General features: G+C 75.7%; 12 protein-coding genes. 5 read left to right on the plus strand and 7 right to left on the minus strand.

Going from position 1 to position 14,258, the window contains the following annotated elements:
* Positions 1-7: 7 nt before the first annotated feature.
* Positions 8-805: a VOC family protein gene (locus IPM45_02685; protein ID MBK9178475.1), complete on the plus strand. Its 798-nt coding sequence runs from the start codon at positions 8-10 to the stop codon at positions 803-805.
* Between the two features lie 12 nt (positions 806-817).
* Here IPM45_02685 and IPM45_02690 read toward each other — a convergent pair whose 3' ends face one another.
* Together IPM45_02690 and IPM45_02695 are read right to left on the minus strand one after the other, a co-directional pair.
* A complete protein-coding gene (locus IPM45_02690; GenBank protein MBK9178476.1) occupies positions 818-1,450 on the minus strand; it encodes a J domain-containing protein in 633 nt (210 codons plus the stop codon).
* Positions 1,451-1,623: 173 nt separating this feature from the next.
* Positions 1,624-2,556 carry a hypothetical protein gene (locus IPM45_02695; GenBank protein ID MBK9178477.1) on the minus strand — a complete coding sequence of 311 codons (933 nt, stop codon included), beginning with the start codon at positions 2,554-2,556 and terminating at the stop codon, positions 1,624-1,626.
* Positions 2,557-2,634: 78 nt separating this feature from the next.
* On the opposite strand from IPM45_02695, the gene IPM45_02700 reads away from it, so the two are divergent.
* Positions 2,635-4,251, plus strand: a complete 1,617-nt coding sequence (locus IPM45_02700; GenBank protein ID MBK9178478.1) for an FAD-binding oxidoreductase — start codon at positions 2,635-2,637, stop codon at positions 4,249-4,251.
* Positions 4,252-4,254: 3 nt separating this feature from the next.
* On the opposite strand, the gene IPM45_02705 is transcribed toward IPM45_02700, so the two are convergent.
* Positions 4,255-4,884, minus strand: coding sequence for a DedA family protein (locus IPM45_02705; protein ID MBK9178479.1), 630 nt, complete (start codon positions 4,882-4,884; stop codon positions 4,255-4,257).
* A gap of 46 nt (positions 4,885-4,930) precedes the next feature.
* Complete coding sequence (locus IPM45_02710; protein ID MBK9178480.1) at positions 4,931-7,663, minus strand: HAD-IC family P-type ATPase; 2,733 nt, start codon at positions 7,661-7,663, stop codon at positions 4,931-4,933.
* 216 nt (positions 7,664-7,879) lie between these two features.
* Between IPM45_02710 and IPM45_02715 the strand changes: the two genes are divergently transcribed.
* Both IPM45_02715 and IPM45_02720 read left to right on the plus strand, forming a co-directional pair.
* On the plus strand, positions 7,880-8,983 hold the full coding sequence (locus IPM45_02715) for a calcium/sodium antiporter (GenBank protein ID MBK9178481.1): 1,104 nt from the start codon (positions 7,880-7,882) through the stop codon (positions 8,981-8,983).
* A 52-nt stretch (positions 8,984-9,035) separates the two neighbouring features.
* Positions 9,036-10,262, plus strand: coding sequence for a peptidoglycan DD-metalloendopeptidase family protein (locus tag IPM45_02720; GenBank protein MBK9178482.1), 1,227 nt, complete (start codon positions 9,036-9,038; stop codon positions 10,260-10,262).
* A 21-nt stretch (positions 10,263-10,283) separates the two neighbouring features.
* On the opposite strand, the gene IPM45_02725 is transcribed toward IPM45_02720, so the two are convergent.
* Positions 10,284-11,915 carry an alkaline phosphatase D family protein gene (locus IPM45_02725; protein MBK9178483.1) on the minus strand — a complete coding sequence of 544 codons (1,632 nt, stop codon included), beginning with the start codon at positions 11,913-11,915 and terminating at the stop codon, positions 10,284-10,286.
* Between the two features lie 148 nt (positions 11,916-12,063).
* On the opposite strand from IPM45_02725, the gene IPM45_02730 reads away from it, so the two are divergent.
* Complete coding sequence (locus IPM45_02730) at positions 12,064-12,774, plus strand: pirin family protein (protein MBK9178484.1); 711 nt, start codon at positions 12,064-12,066, stop codon at positions 12,772-12,774.
* On the opposite strand, the gene IPM45_02735 is transcribed toward IPM45_02730, so the two are convergent.
* Together IPM45_02735 and IPM45_02740 are read right to left on the minus strand one after the other, a co-directional pair.
* Complete coding sequence (locus IPM45_02735; GenBank protein ID MBK9178485.1) at positions 12,771-13,310, minus strand: DUF2087 domain-containing protein; 540 nt, start codon at positions 13,308-13,310, stop codon at positions 12,771-12,773. The two genes, IPM45_02730 and IPM45_02735, sit on opposite strands and share 4 nt — an antisense overlap.
* 32 nt (positions 13,311-13,342) lie before the next feature.
* Positions 13,343-14,209 carry a hydroxyacid dehydrogenase gene (locus IPM45_02740; GenBank protein ID MBK9178486.1) on the minus strand — a complete coding sequence of 289 codons (867 nt, stop codon included), beginning with the start codon at positions 14,207-14,209 and terminating at the stop codon, positions 13,343-13,345.
* Positions 14,210-14,258 lie beyond the last annotated feature (49 nt).

Consider the following 14,258-nt stretch of genomic DNA (forward strand, 5'->3'; position numbering starts at 1 on the left):
TCCTGCGGTGATCACCGGCACCGACCTCGACCACGTGGCCGTCGCGGCGGCACGGGCCGCGCTCTGCTGGCCCGGGTACCGCACCGCCCTGGGGGGCGAGTGGGTCTCGGGTGGCGCCACGGCCGGGTTCTGGTGCGGCCAGCTCCGGTACGCGAACGGGATGAAGCTCGAGGTGCTCGAGCCCTGGGCGGTCGACCAGAACGACTTCCTCCAGCGGTTCCTCGACCAGTCGGGCCCGGGCCCGCACCACCTCACCTTCAAGGTGCCCGACCTCGCCGCCGCCCTGACCGAGGCCGAGGCCGCCGGCCACACGCCGGTCGGTGTGAACCTGGCCGACCCGGACTGGAAGGAAGCGTTCCTGCACCCCAAGGCCGCGCACGGCGTGGTCGTGCAGCTGGCCCAGTCGAGCGGGGAGTGGGCCGACTCGCCCCCCGACGACCTGCCGCCGGCCGGGGGGCCGATGGCCACCCTGCTGCGCATCACCCACGGGGTGGCCTCGCTCGACGGCGCCCTCGATCTGTTCGCCGGGCTCCTCGGAGGATCCCGGCTCGACGCCGGCGAGTCCCCCGACGGCCACTGGGTCGAGCTGGGCTGGCCGGGCCCGGGCCGGCTGCGGCTGGTGCAGCCCCGCCCGGGCAGCCCGCTGGCGGCGTGGGTGGCGGCCCGGCCCGGCCGCGTGCACCACCTGGCCTTCGCCTGCGCCGACCCAGCCGCCGTGCCCGGCTCCGCACCCCACGGCGACGGCCGCTACCAGGTGCCGCCCGAGGCGAACCTCGGCACCCGGCTCGTGCTCAGCCGGCCCTGACCCGGGCGCGGCTCAACGAGGGGACACGCACAGCTTCACGGGCGCACCCTGCGCCACCCAGGGCTCCGTCCCCGCCGGGCACGCCTCCCCGAGCGGCGCGGTGGCCGCGACCCGCCCGTCGTAGGGCCCCGCGCACGGCACGGGGACGAGCACCTGCGGGTCGGACGGCACCGTGACGCAGGTGCCGAGCTCGATCAGGCCCCCGAGGAGGGTGGTCGACGTGGTCGACGCGGTGGACGTCGTGGGCTCGTCGAGCCGACCGGGCCGGGCTGCATAGGCGGTGAACACGAAGACGACGGCCAGCAGCCCGACGAGGACGAGCCACGGCAGACCACGTACCAGCTGCACGCCCGGGTCGGCTCCCGCCGGGTCGGCCCCGAGGCGGGCGGGATCGACGAGCGGCACGGTGGGCTGCCCGCCGGGTCGGGCGGCGCCGGCGGCACGCTCGGCGCGGAGCCGGGCGTCGTAGCGGGCCCGGCGGCCAGGGTCCTGCAGCACGCGCCAGGCCTCGTTCAGCGCGGCCATCTCGACCGCCGCCCGGCGCGACTCGGCCTCGGACCGACCGGCGCGATGGTCGGGATGCAGCTGCCGGGCGCGCCGCCGGAAGGCGCCACGGAGCTCGTCCCCTGACGCCTCGGGTGACACCCCGAGCGTGTCGTAGTGGGTCGTCGCCGCCTCCTCGACACGGTCGACGCGCGCCGACCGCCCGGTCGAACGCTACGGCGGGACGCCACCCGATCCCAACCCTGCGGCGACACCCACCGGAACCTGGTGCGCAGGTGGTCGCCCAGCGACCACCTGCGCACCAACCCGCGCGATCAGGCGAGGCCGCGCACCTCGACCGTGGCGATCAGGGGCTCGTCGCCCAGCTCCACGCGCACCGACGCCTGCAGGCCGGGGGCGAGACCGGCGATCCGCCGGAGCCCGGACTCGGGCAGGGGCGAGCGCTCCCAGCCGTGGGCAGCGATCCGGATGCGCGCGACGTCGCCATCGGCGCCCAGATCGACGTCGAGGTGGTCGGCGAACTTGGCCACGGTGGCGATGATCTCGAGGGCCAGGCGGGCCAGAGCCAGCGACGCCGCCGGCGTGAGCGCCGGCAGCGCCGACCCCACCGACAGGTCGGCGGGTGTGCCGACCTCCTCGCGCACGTGCTCGAGGTGCCCGGCGAGGATCCGGCCGACCGCCCCACCGGCGCCGGCCACGGGCGCCGGCCCCCCGAGCGCCGCCAACATCGCCTCGTCGCGCTCGAGGCGCACGAGCTCGAGCTCCCACAACGCAGACCCGGCCGACGCCTCCGCCTCGGCCCCGCCGCCCTCTCCCCCGCCGCGATCCGCCGCACCGCGCTCGGCCGCCTCCCGGGCCGCCTCCGCCTCCGCCGCACCGCGCTCGGCCGCCTCCCGGGCCGCCTCCGCCTCCGCCGCACCGCGCTCGGCCGCCTCTCGGGCCGCCTCGGCCTCGGCCAGGCGCGACGCCACGTCGGCAGCCCGCTGCGCGGCGTCGAAGGCGTCGGCGCTCAGGGCCACGACCGTCGCCTCCAGGCCGGCCACCGCGTGCTCCAGCTCGCCGACGTGGGCGTCCCGCCGGCTCAGCTCGGCGCCGGCCGCCTGCAGGTCTCGGACCAGGCCGGCCAGGACCGCGCCGCGCAGCACCGCCGCTCGGCGCCGGCCGCCCGACCGTCGGTCGACGGTGAAGGCCACGGCCACGGCCACGGCGACCACCAGCCCGATCAGCAGGCCCCAGACGAACGCCACGACGATCCACCGTAGACGGCCACCGCGGCGGCGAGCGGGAGCCGCCGGCCGGCGTCCGGGTGGCCTACGGTTCGCCCGATGACGTCGACGCCGCGCCGCCGCTCGTGGTGGGGATGGGGCTGGGAGGACGAGGCCCTGCCCCGCGACCAGCAGGTGAAGCTGGCCGCTGCCCTGGCCGCCCGCCTGCAGGTCGACCACCTCGAGGTCCGCGACCCGGTGCCCCTCGACGCCGTCCGGCTCCCCGCCCCGCGCCTCACCCCGCCGGCATCGCTCGCCGCCATCTGCTCGACCTCCCCCTACGACCGCGCCGGGCACACCTACGGCAAGAGCTACCGCGACATCGTGCGGGGCTTCCGCGGCGAGCTCGCGCACCCGCCCGACGTGGTCGCCTTCCCGACCGCCGAGCGCGAGGTGGTCGACCTGCTCGACTGGGCGGGCGCGGCGGGCGCGGCGGCCGTGCCCTACGGGGGTGGCTCCTCGGTCGTCGGGGGCGTCGAGTGCGACGCCGGCGAGACCTATGCAGGTGTCGTCACCATCGACCTGCACCGCCTCGACCGGGTGCTCGAGGTGGACCGGCTGTCCCGGGCCGCGAGGATCCAGGCGGGCGCCCTGGGGCCGGTGCTCGAGGAGCAGCTCCGCCACCACGGGTACACCCTCCGCCACTTCCCGCAGAGCTTCGAGTTCTCCACCCTCGGCGGCTGGATCGCCACCCGCTCGGGCGGCCACTACGCCACCCTCTACACGCACATCGACGACTTCGTGGAGGCGCTCCGGGTGATCACCCCGGCCGGCCCGGTCGAGACTCGCCGGCTCCCCGGCTCGGGCGCCGGACCCTCGCCCGACCGGCTCTTCCTCGGCTCCGAGGGCACCCTCGGCATCGTCACCGAGGCGTGGATGCGCATGCAGGAACGCCCCCACCACCGCGCCTCGGCCGTGGTGCACTTCGCGTCGATGGAGCAGGGCGCCATCGCGGCCCGGGCCGTGTCGCAGGCGCACCTGTACCCGGCGAACTGCCGGCTGCTCGACCCGGGAGAGGCCGAGCTGTCGGCGGGCGTCGAGGACGGGTCCGCGGTGCTGCTGCTCGGCTTCGAGTCGGCCGACCGGCCGGTCGAGCCCTACATCCACCGTGCGGTGGAGCTGTGCGCCGACCACGGCGGCACCGCGCCCCTCGGCATCCGGGTCTCGACGTCGAAGGACCGGCCGACGCGCGACGGGGCGGCGGGTGCGTGGCGCAGCTCGTTCCTCCGTGCCCCCTACGGCCGCGACGCCATGGTGGCGATGGGCGTCATCAGCGAGACCTTCGAGACGGCCTGCACCTGGGACCGGTTCCCCGACCTGCACCAGGCCGTCGTCGAGGCGGTCGAGCGGGCGCTGCGCGAGGTGTGCGGGGGCGGCTGGGTGACGTGCCGGTTCACCCACGTCTACCCCGACGGCCCTGCGCCCTACTTCACGGTGCTGGCCCCCGGCCGGTGGGGCGCCGAGCTGGCCCAATGGGCGGAGATCAAGGCGGCCGCGTCCGAGGCCCTGCTCGCCGCGGGCGGCACCATCACCCACCACCACGCGGTGGGCCGCGACCACCGGCCGTGGTACGACCGCCAGCGCCCCGACCTCTTCGCGGACGCGCTGCGGGCCGCCAAGGGCGCGCTGGACCCGGCCGGCGTCCTCAATCCTGGGGTGCTGGTCGACCCCCGCTGACCCTCACGCGTCCACCGCCGCGGCCCTCGCCCGCCGCCGGCGCAGCCACCCCCGGAGCACGAGACCGGCTGCGATCGCGACCAGCACCCCCACCACGGCCAGCTCGTAGGCCTCGGTGAAGCGCTCGGCCTCCTCCCAGCGCTCCCCCAGGGCCCAGCCGACACCGATGAACACGGTGTTCCAGATCGCGCTCCCGACGGCCGTGTACGCGACGAAGCGCCCGAGGGCCATCCGCTCGGCGCCGGCCGGGATCGACACCAGGCTGCGCACCACCGGTACCAGACGGCCCACCAGCACCACGCCGGCGCCGTGGCGCTCGAACCAGTGCTCGGCCCGGTCGAGGTCGCGCTCGCTCACGAGCAGGAGCCGGCCGGCCCGCACGACGACCCGCCGCAGGCGGTCCTGACCCACCCACGCGCCGAGCCCGTACAGGACGAGGGCCCCGACGACCGACCCCAGCGTGGCCATCAGCACCAGGGCGACCGGGCCGAAGCGGCCCTCGGCCACCAGCGAGCCGGACAGCAGCAGGACGATCTCCGACGGGATCGGCGGCACCACGCTCTCGAGGGCGACGAGCGCGGCCACCCCCACGAGCCCGAGCCCCTCGATCACGTCCCGGGCGAACGTGATCAGGTCGCCGAAGAGCGCGGCCTCGTGGGCCCGCCCGCTCCACGGCGCCTCAGCGGCCGACACGCCTGAGGACCAGGGTGTAGAGCTCGTCGAACACCAGGATCGTGGCCGAGACCGCGATGCAGAGGGCCCACTGGCCCGGGCTGAGGGCGGTGGTGTCGAAGATCCGCTGGAGCGGCTCCAGCTTCACCGCCGCGACCTGGAGGAGCGCCACGCCGCCCAGAGCGAGCCACAGCTTCCCGTTGGTGAGGGTGTGGCGGCCGAACACGCTCGTCCGCTCGGTCCGGGCGTTCAGCACGTTGAAGAACTGGAAGAACACGAACGTGGTGAACGCCATCGTGATCCCGAGGGCCGAGGCCTCGCCGCCCTCGCCGGCCGCGAGGCCCGCGCCGTAGTCGTACATCCAGAGCGTGCCGATGGCCATCACCAGGCCGAACGCGAGCAGCCGGACCACCCGGGCGACGTTGAGGATCGACGTGCCCGGCGGGCGGGGCCGGCGCTCCATGATCCCGGGGCTGGGCGGGTCGACACCCAGGGCGATGGCCGGCGGGCCGTCCATGATCAGGTTGACCCACAGCACCTGGATCGGCGTGAACGGGGTGGGCCAGCCCAACATCCCGGCGCCGAGGATGGTCAGGATCGCCCCCATGTTCGTGCTCAGCTGGAACCGCACGAACTTCACGATGTTGTCGTAGATCGTGCGGCCCCGCTCCACGGCCCCGACGATGGTGGCGAAGTTGTCGTCGGCCAGCACCATGTCGCCGGCCTCCTTCGTCACCTCCGTGCCGGTGATGCCCATGGCCACGCCGATGTCGGCGTTCTTGAGGGCGGCGGCGTCGTTGACCCCGTCGCCGGTCATGGCCACCACGTGCCGGCGGGCGCGCAGCGCCTTGACGATCCGCACCTTGTGCTCGGGCGACACCCGGGCGCAGACCCCGATCCCCTCGATCCGGGCGCCGAGCTCCTCGTCGGACATGGCATCGAGGTCGGCGCCGCTCACCGCCTCGCCCTCGATGCCGAGGTCGGCGGCGATGGCGGCGGCCGTGGCCTTGTGGTCGCCGGTGATCATCTTCACGGCGATGCCGGCGCGCCGGCACACGACGATGGCGTCCCGGGCCTCGGCACGGGGCGGGTCGAGGATCCCCACCAGGGCTTCGAGCCGCAGGTCGGCGACCAGCTCTTGCAGGGCGTCGTCATCGACGCCGCCCGCGAGGACGGCGGGATCGATCCGGCGCGAGGCCAGCCCGAGCACCCGCAGACCCTGGGAGGCCAGCACCTCCACGTCGGCGTGCACCCGCTCACGGGCGGCCGCGTCGAGCGACCGGGCGTCGCCGTCGGGGCCCGCCTCCGTGGCCGACCGCCCGAGCAGCACGTCGGGGGCACCCTTGGCGAACACCCAGGCCTCGGAGCCGTCCGGAGCGGCGTGGAACGTCGCCATGAACTTGGCCGCCGAGTCGAACGGGATCTCGGCCACCCGCGGGAGCCGGGCGAGCCACGCGTCCCGGTCGACGCCGCCCTTGGCCGCCACGACGAGCAGGGCACCCTCGGTGGGGTCGCCGACCAGCTCGCCGTCGCGCACCGTGGCCTCGTTGCAGAGCGCCGCCGGCACCAGCGCGGCGTCGAGGGAGGCGGTACCGCCGCCGTCCGCGGTGATCGCCCCCTCGACGCGGTAGCCCTGGCCGCTCACCGCGAACCGCCGGCCGCCGCGCATGACAGCCCGGGCGGTCATCTGGTTGAGCGTGAGCGTGCCCGTCTTGTCCGAGCAGATCACCGACGTGGAGCCCAGCGTCTCCACCGACGCCAGCCGCTTCACGATGGCGTTGCGCTTCGCCATCTGGTGGGTGCCGACCGCCAGGGTCACGGCGACGACGGCGGGCAGCCCCTCGGGGATGGCCGCGACGGCCAGGGCGACCGCCGTGAGCATGGCGTCGTTGAACGACTCGTCCCGGACGAGGGCCTGGACGAACACGACCACCACGGCGATGCCGGCGATGGCCGAGATCCGCTTGCCCACGTCGTCGAGCTGGCGCTGCAGCGGCGTGTCGGCCTGCTCGGCCCCCGCCAGCATCTCGGCCACCTTGCCGATCTCGGTGGCCATGCCGGTGGCGGTCACCAACAGCTCGCCCCGGCCCCGGGTCACGACCGTGTTCATGTAGGCGCAGCCCACACGGTCGGCCACCGGCGCATCGGGAGCGACGACGGCGTCGACCGACTTCTCCACCGCCTCCGACTCGCCGGTGAGCGCCGACTCGTCGACGGCGAGGCTGGCGGCCACCAGCAGGCGGCCGTCGGCCGGCACGCGGTCACCGGCGTCGAGCAGCACCACGTCGCCGGGCACCAGCTCCTCGCTCGGCACCTCCAGCACCCGGCCCCCGCGCCGCACGCGGACCCGGAGCACGAGCATGCGCTTGAGCGCCTCCATGCTCTTCTCCGCCTTGGCCTCCTGCGCGTAGCCGAGGATGGCGTTGACCAGCAGGACGATTCCGATGACGATCGGGTCCTTGGGCTCGCCGACGAACACCGCAAGGAGGGCGGCCCCGAGGAGGATGTAGACGAGGAAGCTGCGGAACTGGTCGACGAACAGCAGCAGCTTGGAGCGCTTGGGCGGCTCGGCCAGGCGGTTGGGACCGCCCTCCGCCAGCCTGCTGGCGGCCTCGTCGGGCGAGAGGCCCAGAGCCGGGTCGACGCCGAGGCGGGCCGCCGCCTCCGACGGGCCGAGCGACTGCCAGGCAGGCCCGTCAGGCCTCACGCCGAGGTGAGCGAGCACGGTGGGGTCGGGCATCGGGTGGGTGGCCTCCTCGGGCGCGGGCCGCGACGTGGAAGGTCTCTCCCACCCGGGAGGGTCGGCGCCACCAGGACCGGGCCGTGCTGACGGCGGCACCGTTGCGGGATACTCCCCTTCGGACACGGATCCTACCCCTCGTCCACCAGAAGCGGAACCAACCTTCGTGAATCGCCGGCCGGGCGGACCGGCCGGGCCCCCGCCGTCGGAGCATCCTTGGACGCCGTCACCCTGATCCTGTTCCTGCTCGGCATCGTGGTGCTGGTGGCCGGGGCCGAGGCGCTGGTGCGGGGCGCGTCGCGGCTCGCGGTGTCGGCGGGCATCTCGCCGCTCGTCGTGGGCCTCACCGTCGTCGCCTTCGGCACCAGCTCGCCCGAGCTCGCCGTGGGCGTGTCGGCGGCGGCTCGGGGCGACGCCGACCTCGCCCTCGGGAACGTGGTGGGGAGCAACACGTTCAACGTGCTCCTCATCCTGGGGGTGTCCTCGCTCGTCGCGTCCCTCGTCGTGGCCCAGAGGCTGGTGCGGATCGATGTGCCCGTGATGATCGGCGCGTCGGCCCTCACCCTGGTGCTCGCCCTCGACGGAGCGATCGGCCGGCTCGACGGCCTGCTCCTGGCCGCCGGGTGCGTGGTCTACACCGCGTGGACGGTCGTGGAGGGACGCCGGGAGACCTCCGCGGCGGTGATCGCCGAGTACGAGGCCGAGCTCGGCCCCCCCGAGCCCTCCCGGCGCAGCCCGTGGTACGTGGACGTGGGGCTGGTCGGGCTGGGCCTGGCCCTGCTGGTGGTGGGCTCGCGGTGGCTCGTCGACGGGGCCGTCGAGATCGCCGGGGCGCTCGGGCTGTCGGAGCTGGTGATCGGCCTCACCATCGTGGCCGCCGGCACCTCGCTGCCGGAGGTGGCCACGTCGGTCGTCGCGACCGTCCGGGGCGAGCGCGACATCGCCGTGGGGAACGTGGTCGGGAGCAACCTCTTCAACCTGCTCGGCGTGCTCGGCCTGAGCGCGATCGTCGCCGGCGACGGGCTCCCCGTCCCCGACTCGGTCGTGCGGTTCGACCTGCCGGTCATGCTGGCCGTGGCCGTGGCCTGCCTGCCCATCTTCTTCACCGGCGCCAGCATCTCCCGGTGGGAGGGTGCGGTGTTCCTCGGGTACTACGCCGCCTACGTCTCCTTCCTCGTGCTGGACGCCTCCGGCCACGGTGCGGTGGAGCCGCTGTCGGCGGTGATGCTGGCCTTCGTGGTGCCGATCACCGTGGTCACGCTGGTGCTGGTGACCGTGCGGGAGCGGCGACGGAGGCGGGCCGGGGCCGCCCCCGGGTGAGATCGGCCGGGCCTCTGGCGCTGCTGTGGCTGGTGTTTGTACTGTTGCGCCTGTGAAACGTGCCGCCGCGGCGGCCATCGCCCTGCTGCTCGCCGTGGTCCTGCTCGCGCCTGCCGGTGCCGCGCCCGGCCAGCCCGCGCCCCGCGGGCGCCAGGACGACATCCAGCAGGAGATCGCCCGCCTGCGCGAGCAGTACGACGAGGCCCTGGCCGACGAGGCCGACCTCCTGGCCGGGATCGAGGTCGCCCGGGGGCGCGAGCAGGCGCTGTCGGCCCGCGTCGCCGAGCTGGACGCGTCGCTGGCCACGGTGCAGGCCGAGCGGGCCGACGCCCAGCGCCGCCTCGACCAGGCCCAGGCCCGGGCCGACCAGGCCCGCACCCAGCTGGCCGGCACCCGCCGCCAGCTGGAGGAGGCCTCGGACCTGCTCGCCGAGCGGGCCGTCGACGCCTACGTGGGTGGCGGGCCGGCCTCCGACTTCGCGTCGATCGCCCTCCAGGGCGGCGACCTGGCGGATCTGCAGACCCGGGCCAGCTACACCAGCTGGCTCGCCGCCGAGCAGCGCACCACCATCGACCGGCGCAAGGCCCTCGAGGAGGACGCCCGCATCCGGTCCGATCAGCTCGAGGCGGCCCGCTCCCAGATCCAGGCGCAGCGCGACCTGGTGGCCGAGCGGGAGGCCCAGGCCCGGGCCCTCCGTGACGAGCAGGAGGCGGCGCGCCGCGAGGCCGAGGCCGAGGTGGACCGCCAGGCGTCCCTCATCGCCGAGGTGGAGGCCCGCCGGGGGCAGTACGAGCAGCGCATCGCCGCCCTCCAGCAGGAGTCCGACGCCGTCGCGGCCGCCCTGCGGGCCCGCTCCGGCTCGCTCTCGACGGGCCCGGCGGTGCAGGGCTCGGGTCAGCTGGCCTTCCCGGTGCCGGGCTACTCCGTCGGGAGCCGCCGCTTCGGCGTCCAGGTCCACCCCATCTACGGCACGCCGCGCATGCACAGCGGCGTCGACATCGGGGCACCCACCGGCGCCCCGGTGCGGGCCGCCGACGACGGCGTGGTGGTGTCGGCCGACGTGCGGGGCGGCTACGGGAACTGCATCGTGATCGACCACGGCGACGGGCTCGCCACCCTCTACGCCCATCTGAGCGCCATGTCGGTGGGCGCCGGCGAGTCGGTGACCCGAGGCCAGGTGATCGGCGCGATCGGGTCGACGGGAGCCTCGACGGGCCCCCACCTGCACTTCGAGGTGCGGGTGAACGGGAACCCCGTCGACCCCCTGCCCTACCTCTGACGGCGGGACCGCCGGCGCCGCTCAGGCCCGGGTCACGCCGGGGACGCCGGCCTCCACCACGAAGGTGGCGTCGGTCTGCACGGGGGCCCCGGGCACGTCGACGCGATCCACCAGGCGGACGTCGGCCCGCCACGCCGTGGGCGTGACGTCGCACCGCAGGTAGCCGCGCCGGCGCACCTCGACGTACGGGAAGAGGGCGTTGCCGGCGAGGGTCGCCTCGGCCAGGCCGGCGAGACCCTCGGGGAAGGCCGAGGCGATGCCCGGCGCCACCAGCTCGACCGCCACGACCGGCGAGGCCGGATCGGCCGGCGCGCGGTGCAGCAGGCCGACCCCGCTGGCGTGGATGTCGCCGGTGAGCACCACGGCGTCGGCGACGCCGGCCCCCACCAGCCCGTCGACCAGGCGCTGGCGGGCGGCCGGGTAGCCGTCCCACTGGTCGAGGTTGCGGAACCCGAGCGGGAGCAGGAGCGGGGTCATCACCACCTGCTGGGCCAGCACCGTCCAGGTGGCGTCGGCGTCGGCCAGCCCGGCGAGGAGCCAGGCCTCCTGCTGCGCTCCGAGGAGCGTGGCCGCGGGGTCGTCGACCGCCGGGCAGGGCTGGCCCAGGTCGTCGTCCCGACCGCACGGCTGCACCGAGCGGTACTGGCGGGTGTCGAGCACGAACAGGTCGGCCAGGCCGCCCCAGCCGAGCCGGCGGTGGATCGCCAGGTCGGGGCCGACCGGCGGCGGCAACCGGACGGGCTGGTGCTCCCACCACGCCCGGTAGGCGTCGGCCCGACGGCGGAGGAAGCCCTCGGTGTCGTTCCCCGCCTCGGGGCTGGCGCCGGCGTAGTTGTTCTCGACCTCGTGGTCGTCCCACGTCAGGATCCACGGCGCCGACCGGTGCGCGGCCTGGAGGTCGGCGTCGCCCTTGTACAGGGCGTACCGGTTCCGGTAGCCGGCCAGGTCGGCGGCCTCCGGGCCGTCGTGCGGCCGAACGGCGCCGGTGGCCACGCCGCCCTCGTAGATGTAGTCGCCCAGGTGCAGCACGAGGTCGGGCTCGTCGGCGGCGATGGCGGCGTGCGCGGTGTAGTAGCCCGACTGCCAGCTCTGGCACGAGGCGACGGCGAACCGGGCGCGGCCGACGGGCGCGCCGGCCGCCGGAGCCGTGCGGGTGCGAGCCACGGGGCTCTCGAACCCCCCAGCGGCGAAGCGGTACCAATAGGGGCGGCCGGGCTCGAGCCCGCGGACGTCGACGTGCACGCTGTGGGCGGCGTCGGGCGAGGCCGCGACCTCACCGCCGGCCACCACCGACGCGAAGGCCTCGTCGGCGGCGACCTGCCAGCGCACCGCCACGTCGCGGGCGGGCATGCCGCCGGCCCCGTCCGGCGCGAGCGGCTCGGGGGCGAGCCGCGTCCACAGCACGACGCCGTCAGGGAGCGGGTCGCCCGAGGCCACGCCGAGCGTGAAGGGATCGGCGCCCAGCCGGGCCGCGGCGCTGGTCGGCGGCGCGCTCGGGGGGCGGCTCGGGGTGGCGCCCCCCGCCTCGGTGCTCGACGGTGCCGACGACGACGAGCCGGACCCGCCGGTGCACGCGGCCACCGCCCCGGCGCCGAGCACCCCGAGGAAGGCCCGGCGGCTCAGCGGCAGCCACGGCGGTCGGGTGTCGCCCATCGGACGCGGACGCTACCGGCCCGCCACCCCCGCCACCGGGCGGGGCACCGGACCCGGAACCGGACCCGGACCGGACCGGAATGTGGTTGCGAGCGCAACGGTTGTGGGTTCTGAGCTGATCGAGGCCGAGGGAGCCGAGGAGGATCCGGTGCAGACCGCCGTCGACGTCCGCCGATCGGGGGAGCGCTTCCACACCCGCACGGGGTGGCTCGACTCCCGCCACAGCTTCAGCTTCGCCCGCCACTGGGACCCGGGCAACACCCACCACGGCCTGCTGCTCGTCAGCAACGACGACGTGGTGCGGGCCGGCACGGGGTTCACGACCCACCCCCACCGGGACATGGAGATCGTCACCTGGGTGCTCGACGGCCGGCTGGAGCACCTGGACACGCTCGGCAACCACGACGAGATCTACCCGGGGCTGGCCCAGCGCATGTCGGCCGGCACCGGGATCTGGCACTCGGAGATGAACCCGAGCGCGCACGACGACGTCCGCTTCGTGCAGATGTGGGTCCTCCCGGACACCGAGGGCATCGAGCCGGCGTACGAGCAGCTCGACATCTCCGACCAGCTCGACCGCGGCGGGCTCGTCACCGTGGCCTCGGGCCGGGGCGACGACAGCGCCATCCGGATCCGCCAGGCCGGCGCCGAGCTGGCCGCGGGCCGGGTGCGGCCGGGCGAGCCGGTGACCCTGCCGGACGCGCCGCACGTCCACGTGTACGTGGCGCGGGGCTCGCTCGCCCTCGAGGGCGGTGGCCGGCTCGACGAGGGCGACGCCGCCCGCCTCACGATGGCCGGCGGCCTGCGGGCCACCGCCGGCGCCGCTGGGGCCGAGGTGCTCGTCTGGGCGACCGACTAGCCGGACGGCGGGGCGGCGGGCACGGTGCCGCCGGACCGCCAGTACACGCCCCCCTCGCGGTCGAGGAAGCCCTCGTCGACCAGGTGGCGGCGCAGCGCGGCGGTGTCGGGGTGCCAGCCGGCCAGCACCCGGTTCACCTCGCGCTCGGGGTACCGGCGGCCGGGCTCGAAGCCCTGCGCCAGCAGATCGAGGATCACGAGCCGCTTGCCACGCGCTGCGGGGATCGAGAGCAGCCGCCCGTTCCGGACGAAGGCGCGCAGCACCCGCGCCGCATCGGGCGGCGCGTCGGGGTGCTCGGCGGGTGGGGGCGGCGGCGCGGCGGCCCGGGCGGCCAGGCCGAACGCCTCGGCCAGCAGCACCAGGGTGCCGTCGTCGCCCCGCACCACCAGCCCGCGCTCCTCGAGGCGAGCCAGGGCCCGCCCCGCACCCCGGCCGTCCAGCCCGGTGGCGGCCCGCACCTCGTCGACGTTCGTGGCCCCGAGCACCAGGGCGGCGACGCACCGGAGACGCTCGCCGTCGGCCAGCAGACCGGCCAGCTCGCCGCCGTCGAGCAGCGGGGCCGCCACCGCTAGTAGCCCAGGTGCGGGTCGACCGGGCCGAGCAGCTCGTCACCGGCGGCGAACCGCCGGACGTTGGCGGTGATGCGCTGGGCGAGCAGCGGCACCGCCATCTCCGGGGTGTTGCCCACGTGGGGCGTGATCACGCACGTGGGCAGGGTCCACAGGGGGTGGTCGTCGGGGAGGGGCTCCGGCTCGGTCACGTCCAGGCCGGCCCCGCCGATGCGCTCGTCGCGGAGCGCGTCGACCAGGGCGTGGGTGACGACGTGGCGGCCCCGCGCCACGTTGACCAGCCAGGCATGACGCTCCATGAGCCGCAGCTCCGCGGCACCGATGATGCCGTCGGTCTCGGGCGTGAGGGCCAGGGCCACCACCACCAGGTCGGCCCCGGGCAGGGCGTCGTGGAGCCGGTCGGCCTCCAGCACGACGTCGGCGCCGTCCATGGCCTGGACCCGGTTGCGCACCACGGTGACGTGGGCGTCGAAGGGCGCCAGCAGGGCGAGCAGCGACTCGGCGATCCCGCCGCCGCCGAGGATGGTGACGCGCCCTCCCTGCAGGTTCACCCCGCGGGGTCCGCCCCAGTGGTCGGCACGGGCGTAGTGGGCGATGCCCCGCAGGCCGGCCAGCCCCAGCCCCAGCGCCAGCTCGGCCACCGGCTCGGCGTACACGCCCTTGCCGCAGGTCCACAGGCGCTCGTGGTCGATCACGTCGACGAACGGCTCCACCCCCGCCCACGGGAGCTGCACCCAGCGCAGCCCGGGCGCCCGGTCGAGGGTCGCCTGCAGCGCGCCGGGCCCGCGCGGGTCGGCCCACACCAGCGCATCGGCCTGCTCCAGGGCAGTCACCTCGCCCCCACCGGCGAGGATCGCGTCGACCATCCACCGCGGGGCCGTGTCGGGGGCGAGTGCGACACGAGGTGGGCGGCTT

The organism is Acidimicrobiales bacterium (assembly GCA_016716005.1).
Taxonomy (GTDB): domain Bacteria; phylum Actinomycetota; class Acidimicrobiia; order Acidimicrobiales; family JADJXE01; genus JADJXE01.

What these genes read in the sequence shown, in the direction of transcription:
- IPM45_02700 (MBK9178478.1), top strand. Translation starts at nt 2,635, where the DNA reads ATGACGTCGACGCCGCGCCGCCGCTCGTGGTGGGGATGGGGCTGGGAG.
- IPM45_02710 (MBK9178480.1), bottom strand. Translation starts at nt 7,663, where the DNA reads ATGCCCGACCCCACCGTGCTCGCTCACCTCGGCGTGAGGCCTGACGGG.
- IPM45_02725 (MBK9178483.1), bottom strand. Translation starts at nt 11,915, where the DNA reads ATGGGCGACACCCGACCGCCGTGGCTGCCGCTGAGCCGCCGGGCCTTC.
- IPM45_02740 (MBK9178486.1), bottom strand. Translation starts at nt 14,209, where the DNA reads ATGGTCGACGCGATCCTCGCCGGTGGGGGCGAGGTGACTGCCCTGGAG.